Origin of the sequence: Streptomyces sp. NPDC059008, from assembly GCF_042749045.1 — a bacterium.
Lineage (GTDB): Bacteria > Actinomycetota > Actinomycetes > Streptomycetales > Streptomycetaceae > Streptomyces.
On sequence record NZ_JBHYJC010000003.1, the window covers coordinates 101143 to 115932 of the forward strand.

General features: G+C 70.5%; 14 protein-coding genes. 7 read left to right on the top strand and 7 right to left on the bottom strand.

Annotated elements, in window-relative coordinates; translation table 11 throughout:
* The first annotated feature begins 46 nt into the window (after positions 1 to 46).
* A complete protein-coding gene (locus tag ACFWZH_RS05765; RefSeq protein ID WP_384426771.1) occupies positions 47 to 1030 on the top strand; it encodes a BtrH N-terminal domain-containing protein in 984 nt (327 codons plus the stop codon).
* Positions 1031 to 1073: 43 nt separating this feature from the next.
* Here the strand turns inward: ACFWZH_RS05765 and ACFWZH_RS05770 are convergent, their stop codons facing one another.
* A complete protein-coding gene (locus ACFWZH_RS05770) occupies positions 1074 to 2099 on the bottom strand; it encodes a hypothetical protein (RefSeq protein ID WP_384425935.1) in 1026 nt (341 codons plus the stop codon).
* A gap of 750 nt (positions 2100 to 2849) precedes the next feature.
* On the opposite strand from ACFWZH_RS05770, the gene ACFWZH_RS05775 reads away from it, so the two are divergent.
* Entirely contained in the window at positions 2850 to 3707 is an 858-nt protein-coding gene (locus tag ACFWZH_RS05775; RefSeq protein WP_384425938.1) for a dienelactone hydrolase family protein, read from the top strand.
* 161 nt (positions 3708 to 3868) lie between these two features.
* A complete protein-coding gene (locus tag ACFWZH_RS05780) occupies positions 3869 to 4486 on the top strand; it encodes a flavodoxin family protein (protein ID WP_384425941.1) in 618 nt (205 codons plus the stop codon).
* A 100-nt stretch (positions 4487 to 4586) separates the two neighbouring features.
* Here the strand turns inward: ACFWZH_RS05780 and ACFWZH_RS05785 are convergent, their stop codons facing one another.
* Positions 4587 to 5114, bottom strand: coding sequence for a hypothetical protein (locus tag ACFWZH_RS05785; protein WP_384425944.1), 528 nt, complete (start codon positions 5112 to 5114; stop codon positions 4587 to 4589).
* Between the two features lie 287 nt (positions 5115 to 5401).
* Positions 5402 to 6220 (bottom strand): polyphosphate kinase 2, encoded by an 819-nt coding sequence (gene ppk2 / locus ACFWZH_RS05790; RefSeq protein ID WP_384425947.1) that lies wholly within the window; start codon positions 6218 to 6220, stop codon positions 5402 to 5404.
* 353 nt (positions 6221 to 6573) lie between these two features.
* Between ppk2 and ACFWZH_RS05795 the strand changes: the two genes are divergently transcribed.
* Positions 6574 to 7692: a PP2C family protein-serine/threonine phosphatase gene (locus ACFWZH_RS05795; protein WP_384425949.1), complete on the top strand. Its 1119-nt coding sequence runs from the start codon at positions 6574 to 6576 to the stop codon at positions 7690 to 7692.
* Between the two features lie 76 nt (positions 7693 to 7768).
* Here ACFWZH_RS05795 and ACFWZH_RS05800 read toward each other — a convergent pair whose 3' ends face one another.
* Positions 7769 to 8608 carry an alpha/beta fold hydrolase gene (locus tag ACFWZH_RS05800; protein ID WP_384425952.1) on the bottom strand — a complete coding sequence of 280 codons (840 nt, stop codon included), beginning with the start codon at positions 8606 to 8608 and terminating at the stop codon, positions 7769 to 7771.
* A gap of 86 nt (positions 8609 to 8694) precedes the next feature.
* Between ACFWZH_RS05800 and ACFWZH_RS05805 the strand changes: the two genes are divergently transcribed.
* A complete protein-coding gene (locus ACFWZH_RS05805; RefSeq protein WP_384425955.1) occupies positions 8695 to 9177 on the top strand; it encodes a MarR family winged helix-turn-helix transcriptional regulator in 483 nt (160 codons plus the stop codon).
* A 94-nt stretch (positions 9178 to 9271) separates the two neighbouring features.
* Here ACFWZH_RS05805 and ACFWZH_RS05810 read toward each other — a convergent pair whose 3' ends face one another.
* Both ACFWZH_RS05810 and ACFWZH_RS05815 read right to left on the bottom strand, forming a co-directional pair.
* Positions 9272 to 9685, bottom strand: a complete 414-nt coding sequence (locus ACFWZH_RS05810; protein ID WP_384425957.1) for a hypothetical protein — start codon at positions 9683 to 9685, stop codon at positions 9272 to 9274.
* A 163-nt stretch (positions 9686 to 9848) separates the two neighbouring features.
* On the bottom strand, positions 9849 to 10898 hold the full coding sequence (locus ACFWZH_RS05815; protein ID WP_384425959.1) for a GlxA family transcriptional regulator: 1050 nt from the start codon (positions 10896 to 10898) through the stop codon (positions 9849 to 9851).
* A 160-nt stretch (positions 10899 to 11058) separates the two neighbouring features.
* On the opposite strand from ACFWZH_RS05815, the gene ACFWZH_RS05820 reads away from it, so the two are divergent.
* Together ACFWZH_RS05820 and ACFWZH_RS05825 are read left to right on the top strand one after the other, a co-directional pair.
* Positions 11059 to 11649, top strand: a complete 591-nt coding sequence (locus tag ACFWZH_RS05820) for an isochorismatase family protein (protein WP_384425962.1) — start codon at positions 11059 to 11061, stop codon at positions 11647 to 11649.
* Between the two features lie 871 nt (positions 11650 to 12520).
* Positions 12521 to 13690: a macrolide family glycosyltransferase gene (locus tag ACFWZH_RS05825; protein ID WP_384425965.1), complete on the top strand. Its 1170-nt coding sequence runs from the start codon at positions 12521 to 12523 to the stop codon at positions 13688 to 13690.
* A gap of 108 nt (positions 13691 to 13798) precedes the next feature.
* Here the strand turns inward: ACFWZH_RS05825 and ACFWZH_RS05830 are convergent, their stop codons facing one another.
* The gene (locus tag ACFWZH_RS05830; protein WP_384425968.1) at positions 13799 to 14563 is read right to left on the bottom strand and encodes a YqjF family protein; all 765 of its coding nucleotides are present in this window, start codon (positions 14561 to 14563) and stop codon (positions 13799 to 13801) included.
* Positions 14564 to 14790 lie beyond the last annotated feature (227 nt).

Here is a 14790-nt window from a genome sequence, read left to right on the forward strand (position 1 = left end):
CGTCTGCGGCGTTGTCGTCTGGTGAGAGGAGAGGAGAATGAGCGGCATGGTCGTGGTGGAAGACATCGATGTGCGCGGTATGCAGCACTGTGAGACGACGGCGCTGGGCGTGCTGCTGCGGTATGAAGGGGTCGACCTGTCCGAGCCCATGCTGTTCGGGCTCGGCTCGGGGCTGTCCTTCATCTACTGGGACAGCAAAGCCATGGGCTTTCCCTTCCTGGGAGGTCGGGTCAAGCCGTTCGAGCTCACCAGGAACCTGACCGCCACACTCGGCCTCGAGCTGCTGGTCGAGGAGACCACGTCCCCGCGCAAGGCATGGCAGAACGTGGCGGCACGTATCGACGCGGGTCGGCCGGTCGGCCTTCAGCTCGACAGCTACCACCTGGACTACTTCAGCACCAAGGTGCACTTCGGCGGCCACGTTGTGGCGATGTACGGCTACGACGAACAGCACGCCTACCTGGTGGACACCGACCCACAGGGCGGAGCCGTCTCCACCGGCCTCGCCGGCCTGGCCAGGGCCAGGTCCGAGCGTGGCCCCATGACCGCCAGGCACCGCTCTTTCACCATCACCGTGCCCAGCAGCCCGACATCACCGCAGGACCGGATCATCCCCGCGATCAAGACCTGCGCCGCCGCCTTCCTGAACCCGCCCATCGCGAACCTGGGCCACCGGGGCATCGAGAAGACCGCCAAGCACGTGCCGAAGTGGCTGCAGCGCAGCGACAATCCGCAGGAGGACCTGCCACGGGCCGCCCTCCTCATGGAGCGGGCCGGCACCGGCGGCGCCCTGTTCCGCAATCTCTACCGGGACTTCCTCGCCGAGTGTGCCCAGCTGATCGACAGCAGTCACCTGCGCACCGGCCACCGCCTGTATGCCGAGGCCGCCACCCTCTGGACACAGGTGGCCGCACTCGTCGCGACAGCAGGCGAGTCCGGCGACGCGAAGCACCTCATGCAGGCCGGCTCCGTCCTCCATGAGCTCTCGCGCATCGAACGTGAGGCGATGCAGGCACTCAGCCTGCTCTAGAGGGCCTGTCCGGAATTCCCCTGCCCGGTCGTGCCGCGTGCCCCTATCTCTTGGCCAGCCTGGCCTCGATGATGCCGATGGTGTTCCGGGCGCGGGCGCCCACTTCGTCATCGGACCTGGCATGGTCGCGGAGTACGGGCAGCGCCGGGTGGGCGGCGATGCCCATGAAGCCCAGGTTGTTCAGCGCCCCCTGAGGATCGTGCGGGATCTGTTCGATCAATGCGCGCCACGCGCCGTCCGCGTCACCGGTGATCCGCCACAGCGCGTAGGCCGCGGCCACCCGCGCTTCGGCCGGCTCCGCCGCGCCGTCACGCAGACCGCGGAGGGCAGCGGCGGCGAGCTGCGCCCGCGGGCCCAACTGACCCAGTTGATTACAGGCGTTGACTTCGAAACGCAGGCCGCGGCGGCTCGCGGTACGAAGGGTGTGGCCTCGCCGCGCGAGGACGTCCAGCAGCAGGCGCACCACTTCGTCGTCCGCCGACACGCCGACTCCGCTCAGCGCCCCGATGCCGGACAGCCGGAGCTCCGGGTCCGTTCCGGCGGCGACCCGCCGCAGGGCCGACCTCGCCGACTCGTCGGACAGCCCGTACCGGCGCAGGAACAGGCAGGACTGGTGCGCCGCCTCCAGATCGTCGTATGCGGGACGGTCGGTGGCTTCGATGCGTCGGCACAGCCGCTCCAGCGTGCCGATGACCTGAGGGACGGCCTGACCGCCGCCGTGCCATCCATAGGTTTCGGTCAGCAGCGAGCAGACCTCGGCGGACGGGATGTCCTCGGCGAGCCGCTCCCGGAGGTGCGGCCACACCTGGTCGGCCAGGCCCTTGGCCGACCGCAACAGCCCAGTGGGGAGGGTGCCCTGACGGATCCGTTGCCGTATCAACGGCATGCACCGGGGGTCGCCCTTTCCCGTGAGAATCGCCAGCGCCTTCTCGAACACGGCGGGGTCGGGGACGGGGGCACACAGAATCGTGGCCAAGGCATCGCGGTAGCCGTCGTGACGGCGCAGGTGGGTTGTCTTCAGGGCGGCGCGTCGCACTTCGGGATCGGGATGGCCGAGCAGCCGATGCATGGCCCCTACAACCCTCGGGGTCCTCGGCGAACAGCCGGTCAGCGGCCTTGACGAGTACGGAGGTCGTGGCGGCGTCGAGGCGGCCGTCCCACAGGCCGGGGAGCATGCGGGTCAGCCAGCGGGAGCGCAGCGCGGGGGTGCGGCGCAGCCAGGTGTCGACCCTGTGTACGGGACCGCGCGGCGCCGGACCGCTCCATTCAGGGTCGCACCATGCCAGCTCCGACAGCGAGGTCCCGGCCTCATCGGCGCACCGGGCGAGCGCCCCGATCGCTTCGTCGATCACCGCGTCATCGGTTTCCGTGATCGGCGGCAGGAGCAGGCCCAGCGCCGCCCCGAACGCCTCGGCCGGCTCCCCGGCCAGGCGGCGGGGCAGATGATCGCGCACCTGCGGGGTGTCCGCGTACCGCCCGAGCGCCAGCAGCAGCCCGAGCCTGACCGACGCGTCGGCGGACTCCAACGAGGGAAGCGCCCGTGACCGCCTCCGCGTTCGCCGGTCGCGGCGGCCATGTGGAGCGAACGGTACGGCCCGCTCCGCACGGCGCTTCCCCCTGCCCCGATGCGCCGGACACCGGTGGCTGCCGCAGTGACAGCGATCACGGCGAGCCCCCGAGGAGCGTTGCGTAGGCTGGCGATGTCGTCGCGATGGGGGAGTGGAGGGGTGGGCGCAGCCCTCCCGATTCGACCTGGCGATGCGTCAGAAAGTCAGCAAGTGGTCGGCATGAGTCCAGGAGTACTTCGAGGATGCGCACGATGGCAGATCATGACCTGAGCGGCTTCGCACGCGGCACGTTCACCCACGACGGCAGCACCCGCCGGATCCTGCGGCGCGGTACGGGGCCCGCGGTGATCGTCATCGCGGAGATCCCGGGTATCACGCCCAAGGTCCTGGAGTTCGCCGAACGCGTGGCCGCGATCGGCTGCACCGCGGTGCTCCCGGTGCTCTTCGGCACGCCCGGCCGCTCGGCTCACCCCAAGACCGACGGCTGGTTGAAGTCCGGGCTCTACACGGCCTCGTCGGTGTGGCAGGTGTGCGTGAGCCGGGAGTTCACCGTGCTGGCCACCGGGAAGACCTCCCCCGTGGTGAGCTGGTTGAGGGCGTTGGCCGCGGAGGAGCACCGGCGCTGCGGCGGCCCCGGAGTCGGGGCCGTCGGCATGTGTCTGACCGGCGGCTTCGCCCTGGCCATGGCCGCCGACGAGCGCCTGCTCGCCCCCGTGCTGTCCCAGCCGTCCCTGCCGCTGGCCCTCACCAAGAGCCGGGCCGGCGGCATCGACATCTCCGACGAGGACCTCGCGGCCGTACGGGGCCGCTGCGAACGCGACGGCCTGCGGGTCATGGGGCTGCGCTTCCGCGGGGACCGGCTGGTGCCGGGGGACCGATTCGCCTTTCTGCGCCGTGAACTCGGTGATGCCTTCACCGCCGTCGAGCTCGACGACTCCACCGCGAACCCCCAGGCCGCGATGCCGCCGCACGCCGTACTCACCGAGCACCTCATCGACGCACCCGGCCAGCCGACCCGCGCGGCGCTGGACCAGGTGCTCGACCACTTCCGTACCCGTCTGCTCGAAGAGCCCGGCGGCAGCCCCGCGGAGACGCGGTCGGGCACCTGACGGATCGCCGGCCGCCGTCTCGTCCGGCCACGGCTCGTTGACTGTGGGAATACCCCCTGCAGACGGCGGGTTGGAAGCGAGGAACTCACCGTTTCCCCGGGCGGCGGTCGGCGTCACGTCGCTGCGGCGGCCGCGCCCGGGGGCCTGAGACCGGAGCAGACATGACCACCGACGCGCCCCAGGGCACGGACCGTTCGTTCCTCTTCGTCCTCGGCAGCTCCCGCCCCGAGGGCAACACCGAGATCCTCGCCCGGGCCGCCGCCGAGCAACTGCCGACCGATGTGCCGCAGCGCTGGGTGGACCTGGCCCGGTTGCCGCTGCCCGACTTCCAGGACGGGCGGCACGAGACCGGCGGCTGGTCGGCAGGGGAGAACGAGGAGATACTGCGCCAGGCCACGCTGGACGCCACCGACATCGTCCTCGCCTCGCCCCTGTACTGGTACAGCCTCTCCGCGCACACCAAGCGCTACCTCGACTACTGGTCGGGCTGGCTGTCGGTCCCGGGCCTGGACTTCAAGGAGCGGATGGCGGGTCGGACCCTGTGGGGGGTGACCGTCATGGCGGACCACGACGAGGTCGTCGCCGACGGGCTGCGGACCACCCTCCACCACACCGCGGCGTATCTGCGGATGCGATTCGGCGGGGTGCTCCTCGGCAACGGCTCCCGCCCCGGTCAGGTGCGGGACGACGAACGGGCGGTGATCCGGGCCAAGACGTTCTTCCAGGGGGCGGCCCCGCTCGCCCGGTTCCCCTACGAGGACGGTGCCGCGGAGCGGTAGCCGACGAGCGGCCGCCCGCAGCCGGCGAACACCGGGGTTCCTCGGGCGCGGTAGCCGGGCGCGCCGTGGCGGTCGTCGGAGGCGGACGCGAACCGCCCCGTCAGGACTGGCTGTTGAGGAAGCCGATCAGGCTGGCGCCCCACCAGCCGAGCTGGCTGACGGCGGCCGCCACCCCGGACCGGACGAGCAGACGGCGAGGCGCCTCGGCGTTCCTGTACCGCTCCAGGCGCTGTCCGAGCCAATGGGCGTGGAGGCCGTTGAGGATGATGGCCAGGACCAGTCCGAGCTTGATCCGGGTCAGCGGCGAAGCCAGGTCCGGGTGGAGGAACAGGCCGGTGACGACGAGCCCGGCCAGCCCCAGCCAGATGGGGAACTGCAGGGTGCAGGCGGTGCGCAGGACATCGGCCAGGCGTCGCCGGCCGAGCAGCCACAGGAGGGCGAACCAGTCGACGGCGAGCACGGATCCGAGTCCGACGACGAGCGCGACGAGATGCACGAAGCGGGCCGCGGTCCGCAGCGGTGGGTCGGCATGGAGGTGGCCGGCCACCCAGCACAGCGCCGCGAGGGCGGCTGAGCAGAAGACGCCCAGGAGGATCAGCGCCCAGCCCGGCGTGGGCGGGTGGGACACGGAGCCCCCATGCTCGGCGGGCGCGGGCCGCCCCGGGCTCCCGGCTGCCCCGGGGACCGCGGCGGCCAAGGATCTAGGCATGGCTGAAAACTTTCGCTCATAGGTAAGGTTAGGCGAACCTAAAGTGCTGGCGTGTGCCAGTCAAGCCGGCCCACGATGCGAACACCGGGGGCAAATCGGGCACTCCGGGGAGTTTCCTCCGGGCCGCAGAGCGGTTGACGCCCCATCGGAAGCCAAGCCCGCCACATCGGTTCCGGCGCGAGGGCCTGTTTCGAGACGCGTCGCGGTCACTCCAGCCCGGCCGCGTGGTCGGGCACATAGGTCTGCAGGTCCCGGGGTGGTCGCCGATAGCCGGTGGCCGGGGGTCGCGCCGGGAGCTCGAGGGCCGGCCGGGCGATGTCGCGGTACGGCACCGTGGACAGCAGATGGGCGATCATGTTCAGCCGGGACCGGCGCTTGTCGTCGCTCTCGACGACGTACCACGGCGCCTCCGCGATGTCCGTGTGGACGAACATCTCGTCCTTGGCCCGTGAGTACTCCTCCCAGCGCGTCAAGGACTCCAGATCCATGGCGGAGAGCTTCCAGCGCCGCGTCGGGTCCTCCAGGCGGCGCCGGAAGCGCTGCTCCTGCACCTCGTCGCTCACCGAGAACCAGTACTTGCGCAGCAGGATGCCGTCCTCCACGAGCATCCGCTCGAAGACCGGGCACTGCCGCAGGAAGAGCTGGTGCTCGGCCGGGGTGCAAAAGCCCATCACCCGCTCGACGCCGGCCCGGTTGTACCAGCTCCGGTCGAACAGCACGATCTCGCCCGCCGCCGGCAGATGCTCCGCATAGCGCTGGAAGTACCACTGGGTACGCTCGCGCTCGGTCGGTCGGGGCAGCGCCACGATCCGTGCCACCCGGGGGTTGAGGTACTGGGTGACGCGTTTGATCGCGCTTCCCTTGCCCGCCGCGTCGCGCCCCTCGAAGACCACCACGAGCCGGGCGCCGTCGGCCCGCACCCACTCCTGCAGCGCCACCAGCTCCGTCTGCAGCCGGTACAGCTCCTGCTCGTACACCGACCGCGGCAGCTTGGCGTGTCCTGTACCGGTCTGCTTCTCTCCCATTTCGTCCCGCCCCTCACGAATTCAGCCCCGGGCCGCGCCTACCTGGACGCGACCCGGGGCCACCGGAGTTATCTTCATACTTGCACCGAGGGCCGGACCGCGCGCGCTGACGTGGTCCAGACGGGGCACGAGGGTGCATCCCGCCGGCGTCCCGGCCGCGATCCGCGCCCCGGCGAAGTCACCTCGCCGCCCTCGCCCCCTCACCCCGTCGACCCGTCCCGAAGCCGCCCACCTGCGCTTTCCCGCCGGCCGAGGACCGGCGCGGACCCGTACGGCGGCGCCACGACTGGCAGCCGCAATCCCGCACGAGGATGCTGGACACGTCGCCGAGCGGACAGAGCGGGAGCGGGTACGTGAGGGCACCGAGCGCGGGTCGCACCACCGTCAGACGCTGGTGCCTGCGCCACCTCCAGCTGCTGCCCGTCATCCTGCTCGTCGGAGGCGCCTTCCTCGACTACCACACCTCTCCGCACTTCAGCGGGGAGGCCTTCTACACCGCCGCGCCGATGACCGCCGCGGCACTGCTGTCGCTGCGCGCGACGGTCCTGGCGGCCATCGGCGCCTGTGTCGCCGACTTCGCGCTGCTCAGCCACTTCGGCTTCATAGGGGGCTCCGGCGGGCGGAGCGAGCTGGCGGCGGTCGCGACCGTCTCGGCCTTCGCCATCGTCGTCAACCGCCTCATGTACTACAGCAACGTGCGGCTGCAGTCGGCCCGCAGGGTCGCGCTCGCCGTGCAGCGCGCCGTGCTGCCGCAGCTGCCGGCGTCGGTCGGGCCACTGCGGATCGCGGTGCGCTACCAGGCAGCGGTGAAGGACGCTCAGATCGGTGGCGACCTGTACGGCGCACAGGACACCCCGTACGGCGTGCGCTGCCTGGTCGGTGACGTACGGGGCAAGGGCATGGAAGCCGTCAAGGTGGTGACCGTGGCCATGGGGGTGTTCCGGGAGGCCGCCGAGGAAGAGGCCACGCTCGTCGGGATCGCCGCCAGACTGGAGCGGGCACTGGTGCGGGAGAGGGCCCGGCGGGCGGGCCCCGAGAGGACCGAGGGGTTCGTCACCGGCGTGCTCGTCGAGATCCCGCACGGCGGCGAGGAACTGCGACTGGTCAACCGCGGCCACCCGGCACCCCTGCTGCTGCACGCCGGCGATGTGCGCAGCGCGGATCCGTCCGAGCCGACCCTGCCCTGGGGGCTGGCCGAGCTGGGCACCGACCAGGACCGTGCCGACACGGTGCCCTTCCCCCCGGGGGCGACCCTCCTGCTGTACACCGACGGCCTGACCGAGGCGCGCAACCGCGCCGGGGACTTCTACGACCCCGGCGCCGGGCTGACCGGGCGTGAGTTTCCCGGCCCGGATGCGCTGCTCGACACCCTCCTCACCGAGGTGAGCGAGCACACCGACGGACGCATCACCGACGACATGGCGCTGCTCGCGCTCACCCGGGACAAGGGCCGCGCCCAGGATCCGGCCTAGGAACACCACGGTCCCCGCGGACGACCAGGCCGTGGAGTGGAAGGGGGATGGGGGCGGTCTGAGCTGTGCGGTGCGTTCAGCCCAGGAACTCCCTCAGCAGCCGGTTGAGTCCGGCCGGCCGCTCGGTCGGAACGGAGTGGTGCGAGGCGTCCGGCACGGTGGCGACGGCCACGTTCGGCAGGAGCCGACGCGCCGCGACGGCGACCCGCCGGACATCATGCGCCCGGCTGCGACCGGCCAACAGCACGAGGGTGGTGACGGTGCAGGCCCTCAGTTCCGCCGCCCCGGGGCGGCGCATCACGACGACCTTCGAACGCCGGGCGCTCGCGGTGCTGTCCAGGAACTCCTCCCACCCGGGGTCCTCGGGGTCGCCGCCGGTCTCCCAGCGGCGAAAGGCACGCTCGCGCTCGGCGGTGCGCCGCAGCAGCAGCGGCGCCGCACGCAGCAGGTAGCGCGGGCTCAGCGGGGCGAAACAGCCGGTGGGATCGAGCAGGGCCAGTCGGTCGACCCGGTGGGGCGCGTGGAGCGCGTAGCGCAACGCGATCTGGGCCCCGTAGGAGTGGCCGCACAGCTGCGCCTCGTCGAGCCCCAGCGCCTCGTATACCTCGTCCAGCCACGCCATCAGGTCTTCGGCACCGCGCAACGGCGCCCCGTCGTGGACGCTGCGGCCGATGTCGCCCATCAGGTCGACGGCGTACACCCGATGAGTGCGGGCGAGGTCCTCGATGTTGGCGAACCACACCATCGATGTGGTTCCGCCGCCGGGCAGGGGGACGAGCGGGGCTCCGTCCTCGGGGCCGCAGACATGGACGCGCGTGGTGCCGTAAGCGGAGGGCACGTCAACGCCGCGCACCGCCACCGGCCAACGGCGCAGCGCGGCGTCGTACGCCGCGAAGAACTCCTCCTCATCACCCACGACTACTCCCACCACCAGGCAGAATGACCCGACATCACTCGACAATCGAAACTCTCGATCATCGAGATAATAGCTCGGAGGAACGCATGGACGACCAGGACCCCGCGCTCCAACTGGTCCATCTGCTGCGGGCCGTGACGGTGGAACTCGACCTCTTCGGTGCCGAGTTCGCCGAAGACAACGGACTGCACCCCACGGACGTGCGCGCGCTGATCCACCTGCTGGACGCCGGCCGGGCCGGTCGCACCGCCACCCCCGGATGGCTCGGCGCCCAGCTGGGGGTGAACTCGGCATCGACCACCGCGCTGATCGACCGACTGGAGCGGCTGGGGCTGGTCCGCCGGGAGCGGGACACCCGCGATCGCCGCCGTGTGCTGCTGGCCGTGGAGGACAAGGCCGTCTCCATGGGCTGGTCGTTCTTCGGGCCGCTGATCGAGGAGATGGTCGCGGCGATGGGCTCCTTCGACGAGGCGGAGCTGGCCGCCGTACGGCGCTTTCTACTGGCGATGCGTGACGTCGTGGCCGCCGGACGGCTGGGCCGACGGGCGGCGGCGCCCGGTGGTGCATGACGCCGTCCGCCCCGGGCGCCCCGGGCGCGCCCGGCGCCCGGGGCGGACGGACCGTCTGGAACGGGTTGTCCCCGGCCCTGTTGAGCGGGTTGCCTCAGGCCCTGTAGCGCGCCTCTTCCAGGTTCCGCTTCACGATCGCTTCGTGCTCGCGGCCCCTGCGCTTGTCGCCGTCGTGGTTGGCGTCCAAGGCCCGTCGGGCATGCTGCTCGGCCTTCTTGAGAAGGTCCCTGACCCGCTCCCTGTCGTGCGAGTGCCGGCAGGAGGGCACGGCGTGGTCGATCTCCCTGATGGTGGCGGAGTTGTACCGCGCGGCCTCCCTCGTGTCCCCGTCGTTGCTGGACATGATGGCGTAGTAGTTGCGCGAATTGGCGTAGTCGATCCGGCTCTTGCACTCCGACGCGGCAGCGGCGGGCTGGGCCGTCGCAAGCGGAACGACGAACGTGGCGGCGGTCAGTGCGAGCGTCGTGGCCGCTCCGGCCGTCCTGAACTTCCCCGTTTTTCCACGCATGGTGGCTCTCCTCGGTTTCGGGGCGCCTGCCGGGCCCCGTGGCGGTCGGCTGGTGGTCGTCCAGCGGCCGTCCATCATGCCGACCTTGGCGAAGACGTCACCTCCTCTTCAGGTCGGAGACCTCTCCGCCGCGTGGGGGAGCGGGGCCGGCGGGCAGTCCCGCTCATGGTGCTCCCTGCCCGCCCAGACGGCCGGCATCGTCGTCCGGCGTCTCGACCACGGGGCCGCCGGAATGCCGGAAGCGATTGCGGTATTCCGTAGGTGTCGTATGGAGTTTCCGGCGGAACGCGCGGATGAGGGTGGCGGTCGTGTTGAATCCGCAGGCGGACGCGACGCGTTCGAGGGTGTCGTCCGTGGATTCCAGCTGATTCCGTGCCACTTCGACGCGGGCCGATTCGAGGTAGGCGGCCGGGGTCATGCCGAGTTCCGTCTTGAAGATGCGGGTGAGCTGCCGATCGCTTACGTGGGCGTGTGCGGCGAGATCGGCGACGGTGAGCTGCTCGGCGAGGTTCCGCGTGATGTAGTGCCGGAGGTCGTCCATGCGCCGCGTCGTCGAGACCGGTTCGATCGGAACGCTGAACTGGCTCTGCCCGCTGGGTCGTTTCAGGTACATCACCAGCTGCCGGGCGACGCGCAGCGCGACGGCCTCGCCGAAGTCCTCGGCGACCAGGGCGAGAGACAGATCGAGGCAGGCGGTGATGCCTGCGCCGGTCCACACCTCGCGGTCACGGATGAAGATCGGGTCGGCGTCCACCTCGATCGACGGATGGTCGGCGGCGAGCTGCTGCGCGGTCGACCAGTGGGTCGTGGCGCGTCTGCCGTCGAGCAGCCCGGCGGCCGCGAGGAGGTGCGCTCCCACGCAGACCGATGCGATGCGCCGTGACCTGCCGGCGAGCGTCTTCACCCAGTGGACCACGGTCGGGTCGGTGAGGGCGTGCGCGCGCCCTTGTGCGTCGACCTCGACCGAGCCGGGCACCAGGAGGGTGTCGATGCTCTTACGGGACGCCTCCTGGAACGTGGTGTCGGGCAGGACGCGCACCCCGGCGGCGGTGGTGACGGGGTCCATGGTTTCGCCGGCCAGCACGACGCGGTAGCCCGTCGCGTCGTCCACCTCCCGCCGCAGCAGGGAGAACACCTCCGGCGGGCCGGTGACGTCCAGCAGGTCGACGCCGTCGAAGAGGAGGACGACGATGAACCGTTCCGTGCCGCTCAAGGGTTCTCCATCCGCTCGGAAACGGCGAGGTGGCGGCGCACCGAGTGTCGGTATCTGCAAGTTGCATGACATTGCCGCCATGTGGGGCGGATCGTAGCGTGGAATGCGCCATCGCGTGATGGCCCGATCCTTTCGACACATGACCCAAGAAGGTGCGGCAATGCCTACGACCACTCTGCGGGAACTCAACGGCTTCGATCAGACGCCGGCGGTCCTGGCCGATGCGACCCTGATTCTGATCGACTATCAGAACACCTACACCCGCGGTGTGATGGAGCTGGCCGGATGGCGGCCCGCCCTCGACTCGGCCGCCGCGCTGCTGGCCCGAGCCAGGCGCGCGGGTGCCGAGGTCATCCACGTCGTCAACGACGGCGGCGAGGGAACCCCGTACGACGTCCAGGCGGAAATCGGCCGGATCCACCCTCGTGTGGCGCCCGTCGAGGGTGAGCCCGTCGTCGTCAAGACCGCGCCCGACGCGTTCGTCGGCACCGACCTCGGCGACCACCTCGACGCCGCCGGCAAGAAGGACGTCATCATCGCCGGGTTCATGACACACATGTGCGTGGCCTTCACGGCGGCGGGCGCGTTCCTGCGCGGCAACCGGCCCACCGTCGTCGCCGACGCCTGCGCGACGCGGCCGCTGCAGACGGCGGTGGCCGATCTGTCCGCCGAACAGATCCACCACGGCGCGCTCGCGACGATCGACGACCTCTACGGCGTCGTCGTCCCGTCCGGCTCATCCTTGAACTGACCGCCGAATCACGGCACTTCGCTCAGCAGAACGCCGCGGTCCGTCCCGCGGGACCGCGGCCGGCGATCCGCTCTGCCGTCCGCCCCGGCTTCGTCGACGGCGAGCGGGAATTCCAGCCGGGTGAATATCACCCGGCATAAAAACATACGAATCGGCCGGGCAAGGTATTCGCCGCTCGGTTACTTCCTGAAGGAGTTCTTGCAACCGATGGACGACCCCAGAGCGGTGGACTGCAAACCGCCGACGATTCCGACCTCGCCGAGGACATCCACGCCCAGATCGTGTGACCTGCACGAACTGCCCTGCAGAAGCTGAAACGAGGAGCCGCCGCCCGGCCCGCCGTCGGCATGGGCGGTTCCGGCGCAAAGGACGGCGATGCTACCGAGGGCGGCGATCCCCACGGCAGCCTTGCGAAGCTTGCACATTTCATCTCCGGTGGATTGAGCGTATGAGATCTGCGATTGATCGACTTCGTGAGGTTACGAAAGGCTAATACGAAATAGCCGACAATCTCCCGGCGGCGCGCCGAATCCCATGAGCGCCGCGAACCGGTGCCGGTCCGTGCGACGGATGCCCTTGTGGCCGAGGTGACCGCAGGGGCTCCGACCGGATGCCCTGTCCGGTGCCGGTCCGCCGGCGGCCGGGCTCGGTCTCGGTGGGCTTGTGCTCCCTCATCACCTGACTGTCGTGACTGTCGGAAAGCCTCGACCGGACAGGCTCGACCAGCGCGTCATTACGGACGGCCGTCGTCGGTTCTCCTGAACCGTGCCCATGGCTCGCGGTTCGTCATGGCGCCCTCGTGTGGAACGGGTCCCGTCAGGTGATGGGGGGAGTCCGAGGCCGGTGAATCCGGGCTGGGTAGCATCGTGGTATGCCGAAACACCTGTTATTCGTAGCCCTTTTGGGGCACGGGCACGTCAACCCCACATTGCCGTTGGTCGAGGAACTGGTACGGCGCGGGCACCGCGTGGACTACGCCACCACGGCCGAACACGGCGACATCGTCACCCGGGCCGGTGCCCGCTGGGTGGAGATGCCGACACCGGAACACATCCCGGTGCCCCACGAGTTCGGTCCCGAGACGTTCGGTGTCTTCATTCGCCATCTCTTCACGGCGATGAGTGCGACCTACCCGCTCCTTCAGGAGTACTGCGCCACCGAGTCGCCCGACGCGATCTGCTACGACGCGATGAGCTGGGCGCCCCGTGTTCTCGCCGAGCAGCTGGGCCTGCCCGCGGTGCGCTGCATTCCGAACCTCGCCTCGAACGAATCCTATTCGTTGATGGGCCAGTTCCTGGACGGGCTCGGTGAGGACAATCCCGTCACGACCGCGGTCGCCGACGGCTGTGCGGCATTCTCTGCCGACCACGGCATCGCCCTCGATCCGGCGAGCCTGGACGTCATCGAGAAGCTCAACCTCGTCTTCATACCCCGGGAGTTCCAGCCCGCCGGAGACACCTTCGACGAACGCTTCCAGTTCGTGGGCCCCTCGCTCGGCAGCCGCGAGCATGCCGAACCGTGGACGCCGGCGGACCCCGAAGCGCCCCTGCTGTTCATATCGCTGGGAACGGTCTTCAACGACCGGCCCGAGTTCTACCGCACCTGCATCGAGGCCTTCGCCGACGGGCCGTATCAAGTGGCCATGTCCGTCGGCGATTTGGACACCGAACTGCTGGGAGACATACCGTCGAACTTCGACGTCCGGCCGCGATTCCCGCAGCCGGCCGTGCTGCGGCACGCCGCGGCCTTCGTCTCCCACGCCGGTATGAACTCCACGATGGAGTCCCTGTATTACGGCGTCGGACTGATCACCGTCCCGCAGATGCCGGAGCAGGCCGCCAACGCCGGACGAGCACAGGAACTGGGGCTCGGCGAGCAGCTGGACCCCGCCACGGTGACCGCCGAGTCGCTGCGTGCCACCGTCGACCGAGTCACCTCCGACACCGTGATACGCGCCGGTCTCGACCGGATGCAGAAGGTCGTGCGGGAGAGCGGCGGAGCGACCCGCAGCGCGGATCTCATCGAGGAGTACATCCGCTGAACGACGTCGTGTGACGTCGTGACCGGGCGTGGCCGGGGGTGAGTGGGCGGCGGTGAGTGGTGCGCCGCCGACCGGGCGGACGACTGTCCGCGCCCCCGGACCACCCGCTCAGGGGGTGGGGATACCGCCGGGGCGGGCCGGCCGTCCGAATCGGACGGCGACCCCGGGGGAGTACAGGACGCTCACGGGTTCGCCGTGCACCGTCCGGATACCCGCCGCCCCGGTGAGGCGCTCGTCGCACTCGATCAGCTCGGCCCGGTGCAGGGGCCACCGAGGGTGGGTGTTCGGGAGGTACATCGGGCGCCCGAAGAAGGTGTTGTGCATGCCCCACCGGGCGGTGAGGAAATGCTCCAGAGGGCTGGGCTCCCGTATGCGCTCGCCGGGACGTACGGTGATCCGGCTGTGTGCTCCGCGGGGGCCCGGCCAGCGTCGCCTGCTGGTGTAGGTGAGGGTGTCGGCGCTGCGGCGGACGGCCATCCGGGACCACAGGTACGGCATACGGAAGACGGTTCGCGCCACCGCCACGGGTATGAGGCGGGACGCGTCGAGCGAGCGGAAGACGACACCGCGACGCCCGTGCGCATCGACCGAGTAGAGCCGGACGTTCGTCTCCGGGAACGTACCCAGATACGGCACGCCGGGGAGACGGAACCAGCCGACGCGGTGCATACGGAAGGGGACCAGGCCGACATACGTGGCCCCCTCGAACGTGTCCGGGACCGTTCCGGCCGGCAGCAGGTGGGCCACGTCCGACGGGTCCACGGCCCAGTGCAGGAACGTCAGATCCAGCCACGACTGTGTGAGCAGCGGGTCGTCGGTGGAACCGGTCGGGTCGGCGCTGATCGGTTCGGGAACGGGCGACGTGAGGGACACGGCGACAGCATGGCACAGGGCGTGGTGACGACCTCCGGGCCGGCCGGGAACTCCGCCTGCCACGGCCGGCCCGGCCGCACCCGGGCGGCCCCCCCCCCGTAACGACGGGCGCTTCAGTCGGTGTTCTTCGCCCCCTGGAGCGCCCGCGGTCGACGCCGGGGACACCGGCGGGGCGGCGGCAGCCATCCCGGGGGGGGGCGGGGGCGGGGGTGGGCAGGGGGGGGTGT

Excerpts from the sequence above, each read along its gene's own strand:
- ACFWZH_RS05765 (WP_384426771.1), top strand. The coding sequence starts at position 47 with ATGGTCGTGGTGGAAGACATCGATGTGCGCGGTATGCAGCACTGTGAG.
- ACFWZH_RS05770 (WP_384425935.1), bottom strand. The coding sequence starts at position 2,099 with ATGCATCGGCTGCTCGGCCATCCCGATCCCGAAGTGCGACGCGCCGCC.
- ACFWZH_RS05775 (WP_384425938.1), top strand. The coding sequence starts at position 2,850 with ATGGCAGATCATGACCTGAGCGGCTTCGCACGCGGCACGTTCACCCAC.
- ACFWZH_RS05780 (WP_384425941.1), top strand. The coding sequence starts at position 3,869 with ATGACCACCGACGCGCCCCAGGGCACGGACCGTTCGTTCCTCTTCGTC.
- ppk2 (WP_384425947.1), bottom strand. The coding sequence starts at position 6,220 with ATGGGAGAGAAGCAGACCGGTACAGGACACGCCAAGCTGCCGCGGTCG.
- ACFWZH_RS05805 (WP_384425955.1), top strand. The coding sequence starts at position 8,695 with ATGGACGACCAGGACCCCGCGCTCCAACTGGTCCATCTGCTGCGGGCC.
- ACFWZH_RS05810 (WP_384425957.1), bottom strand. The coding sequence starts at position 9,685 with ATGCGTGGAAAAACGGGGAAGTTCAGGACGGCCGGAGCGGCCACGACG.
- ACFWZH_RS05820 (WP_384425962.1), top strand. The coding sequence starts at position 11,059 with ATGCCTACGACCACTCTGCGGGAACTCAACGGCTTCGATCAGACGCCG.
- ACFWZH_RS05825 (WP_384425965.1), top strand. The coding sequence starts at position 12,521 with ATGCCGAAACACCTGTTATTCGTAGCCCTTTTGGGGCACGGGCACGTC.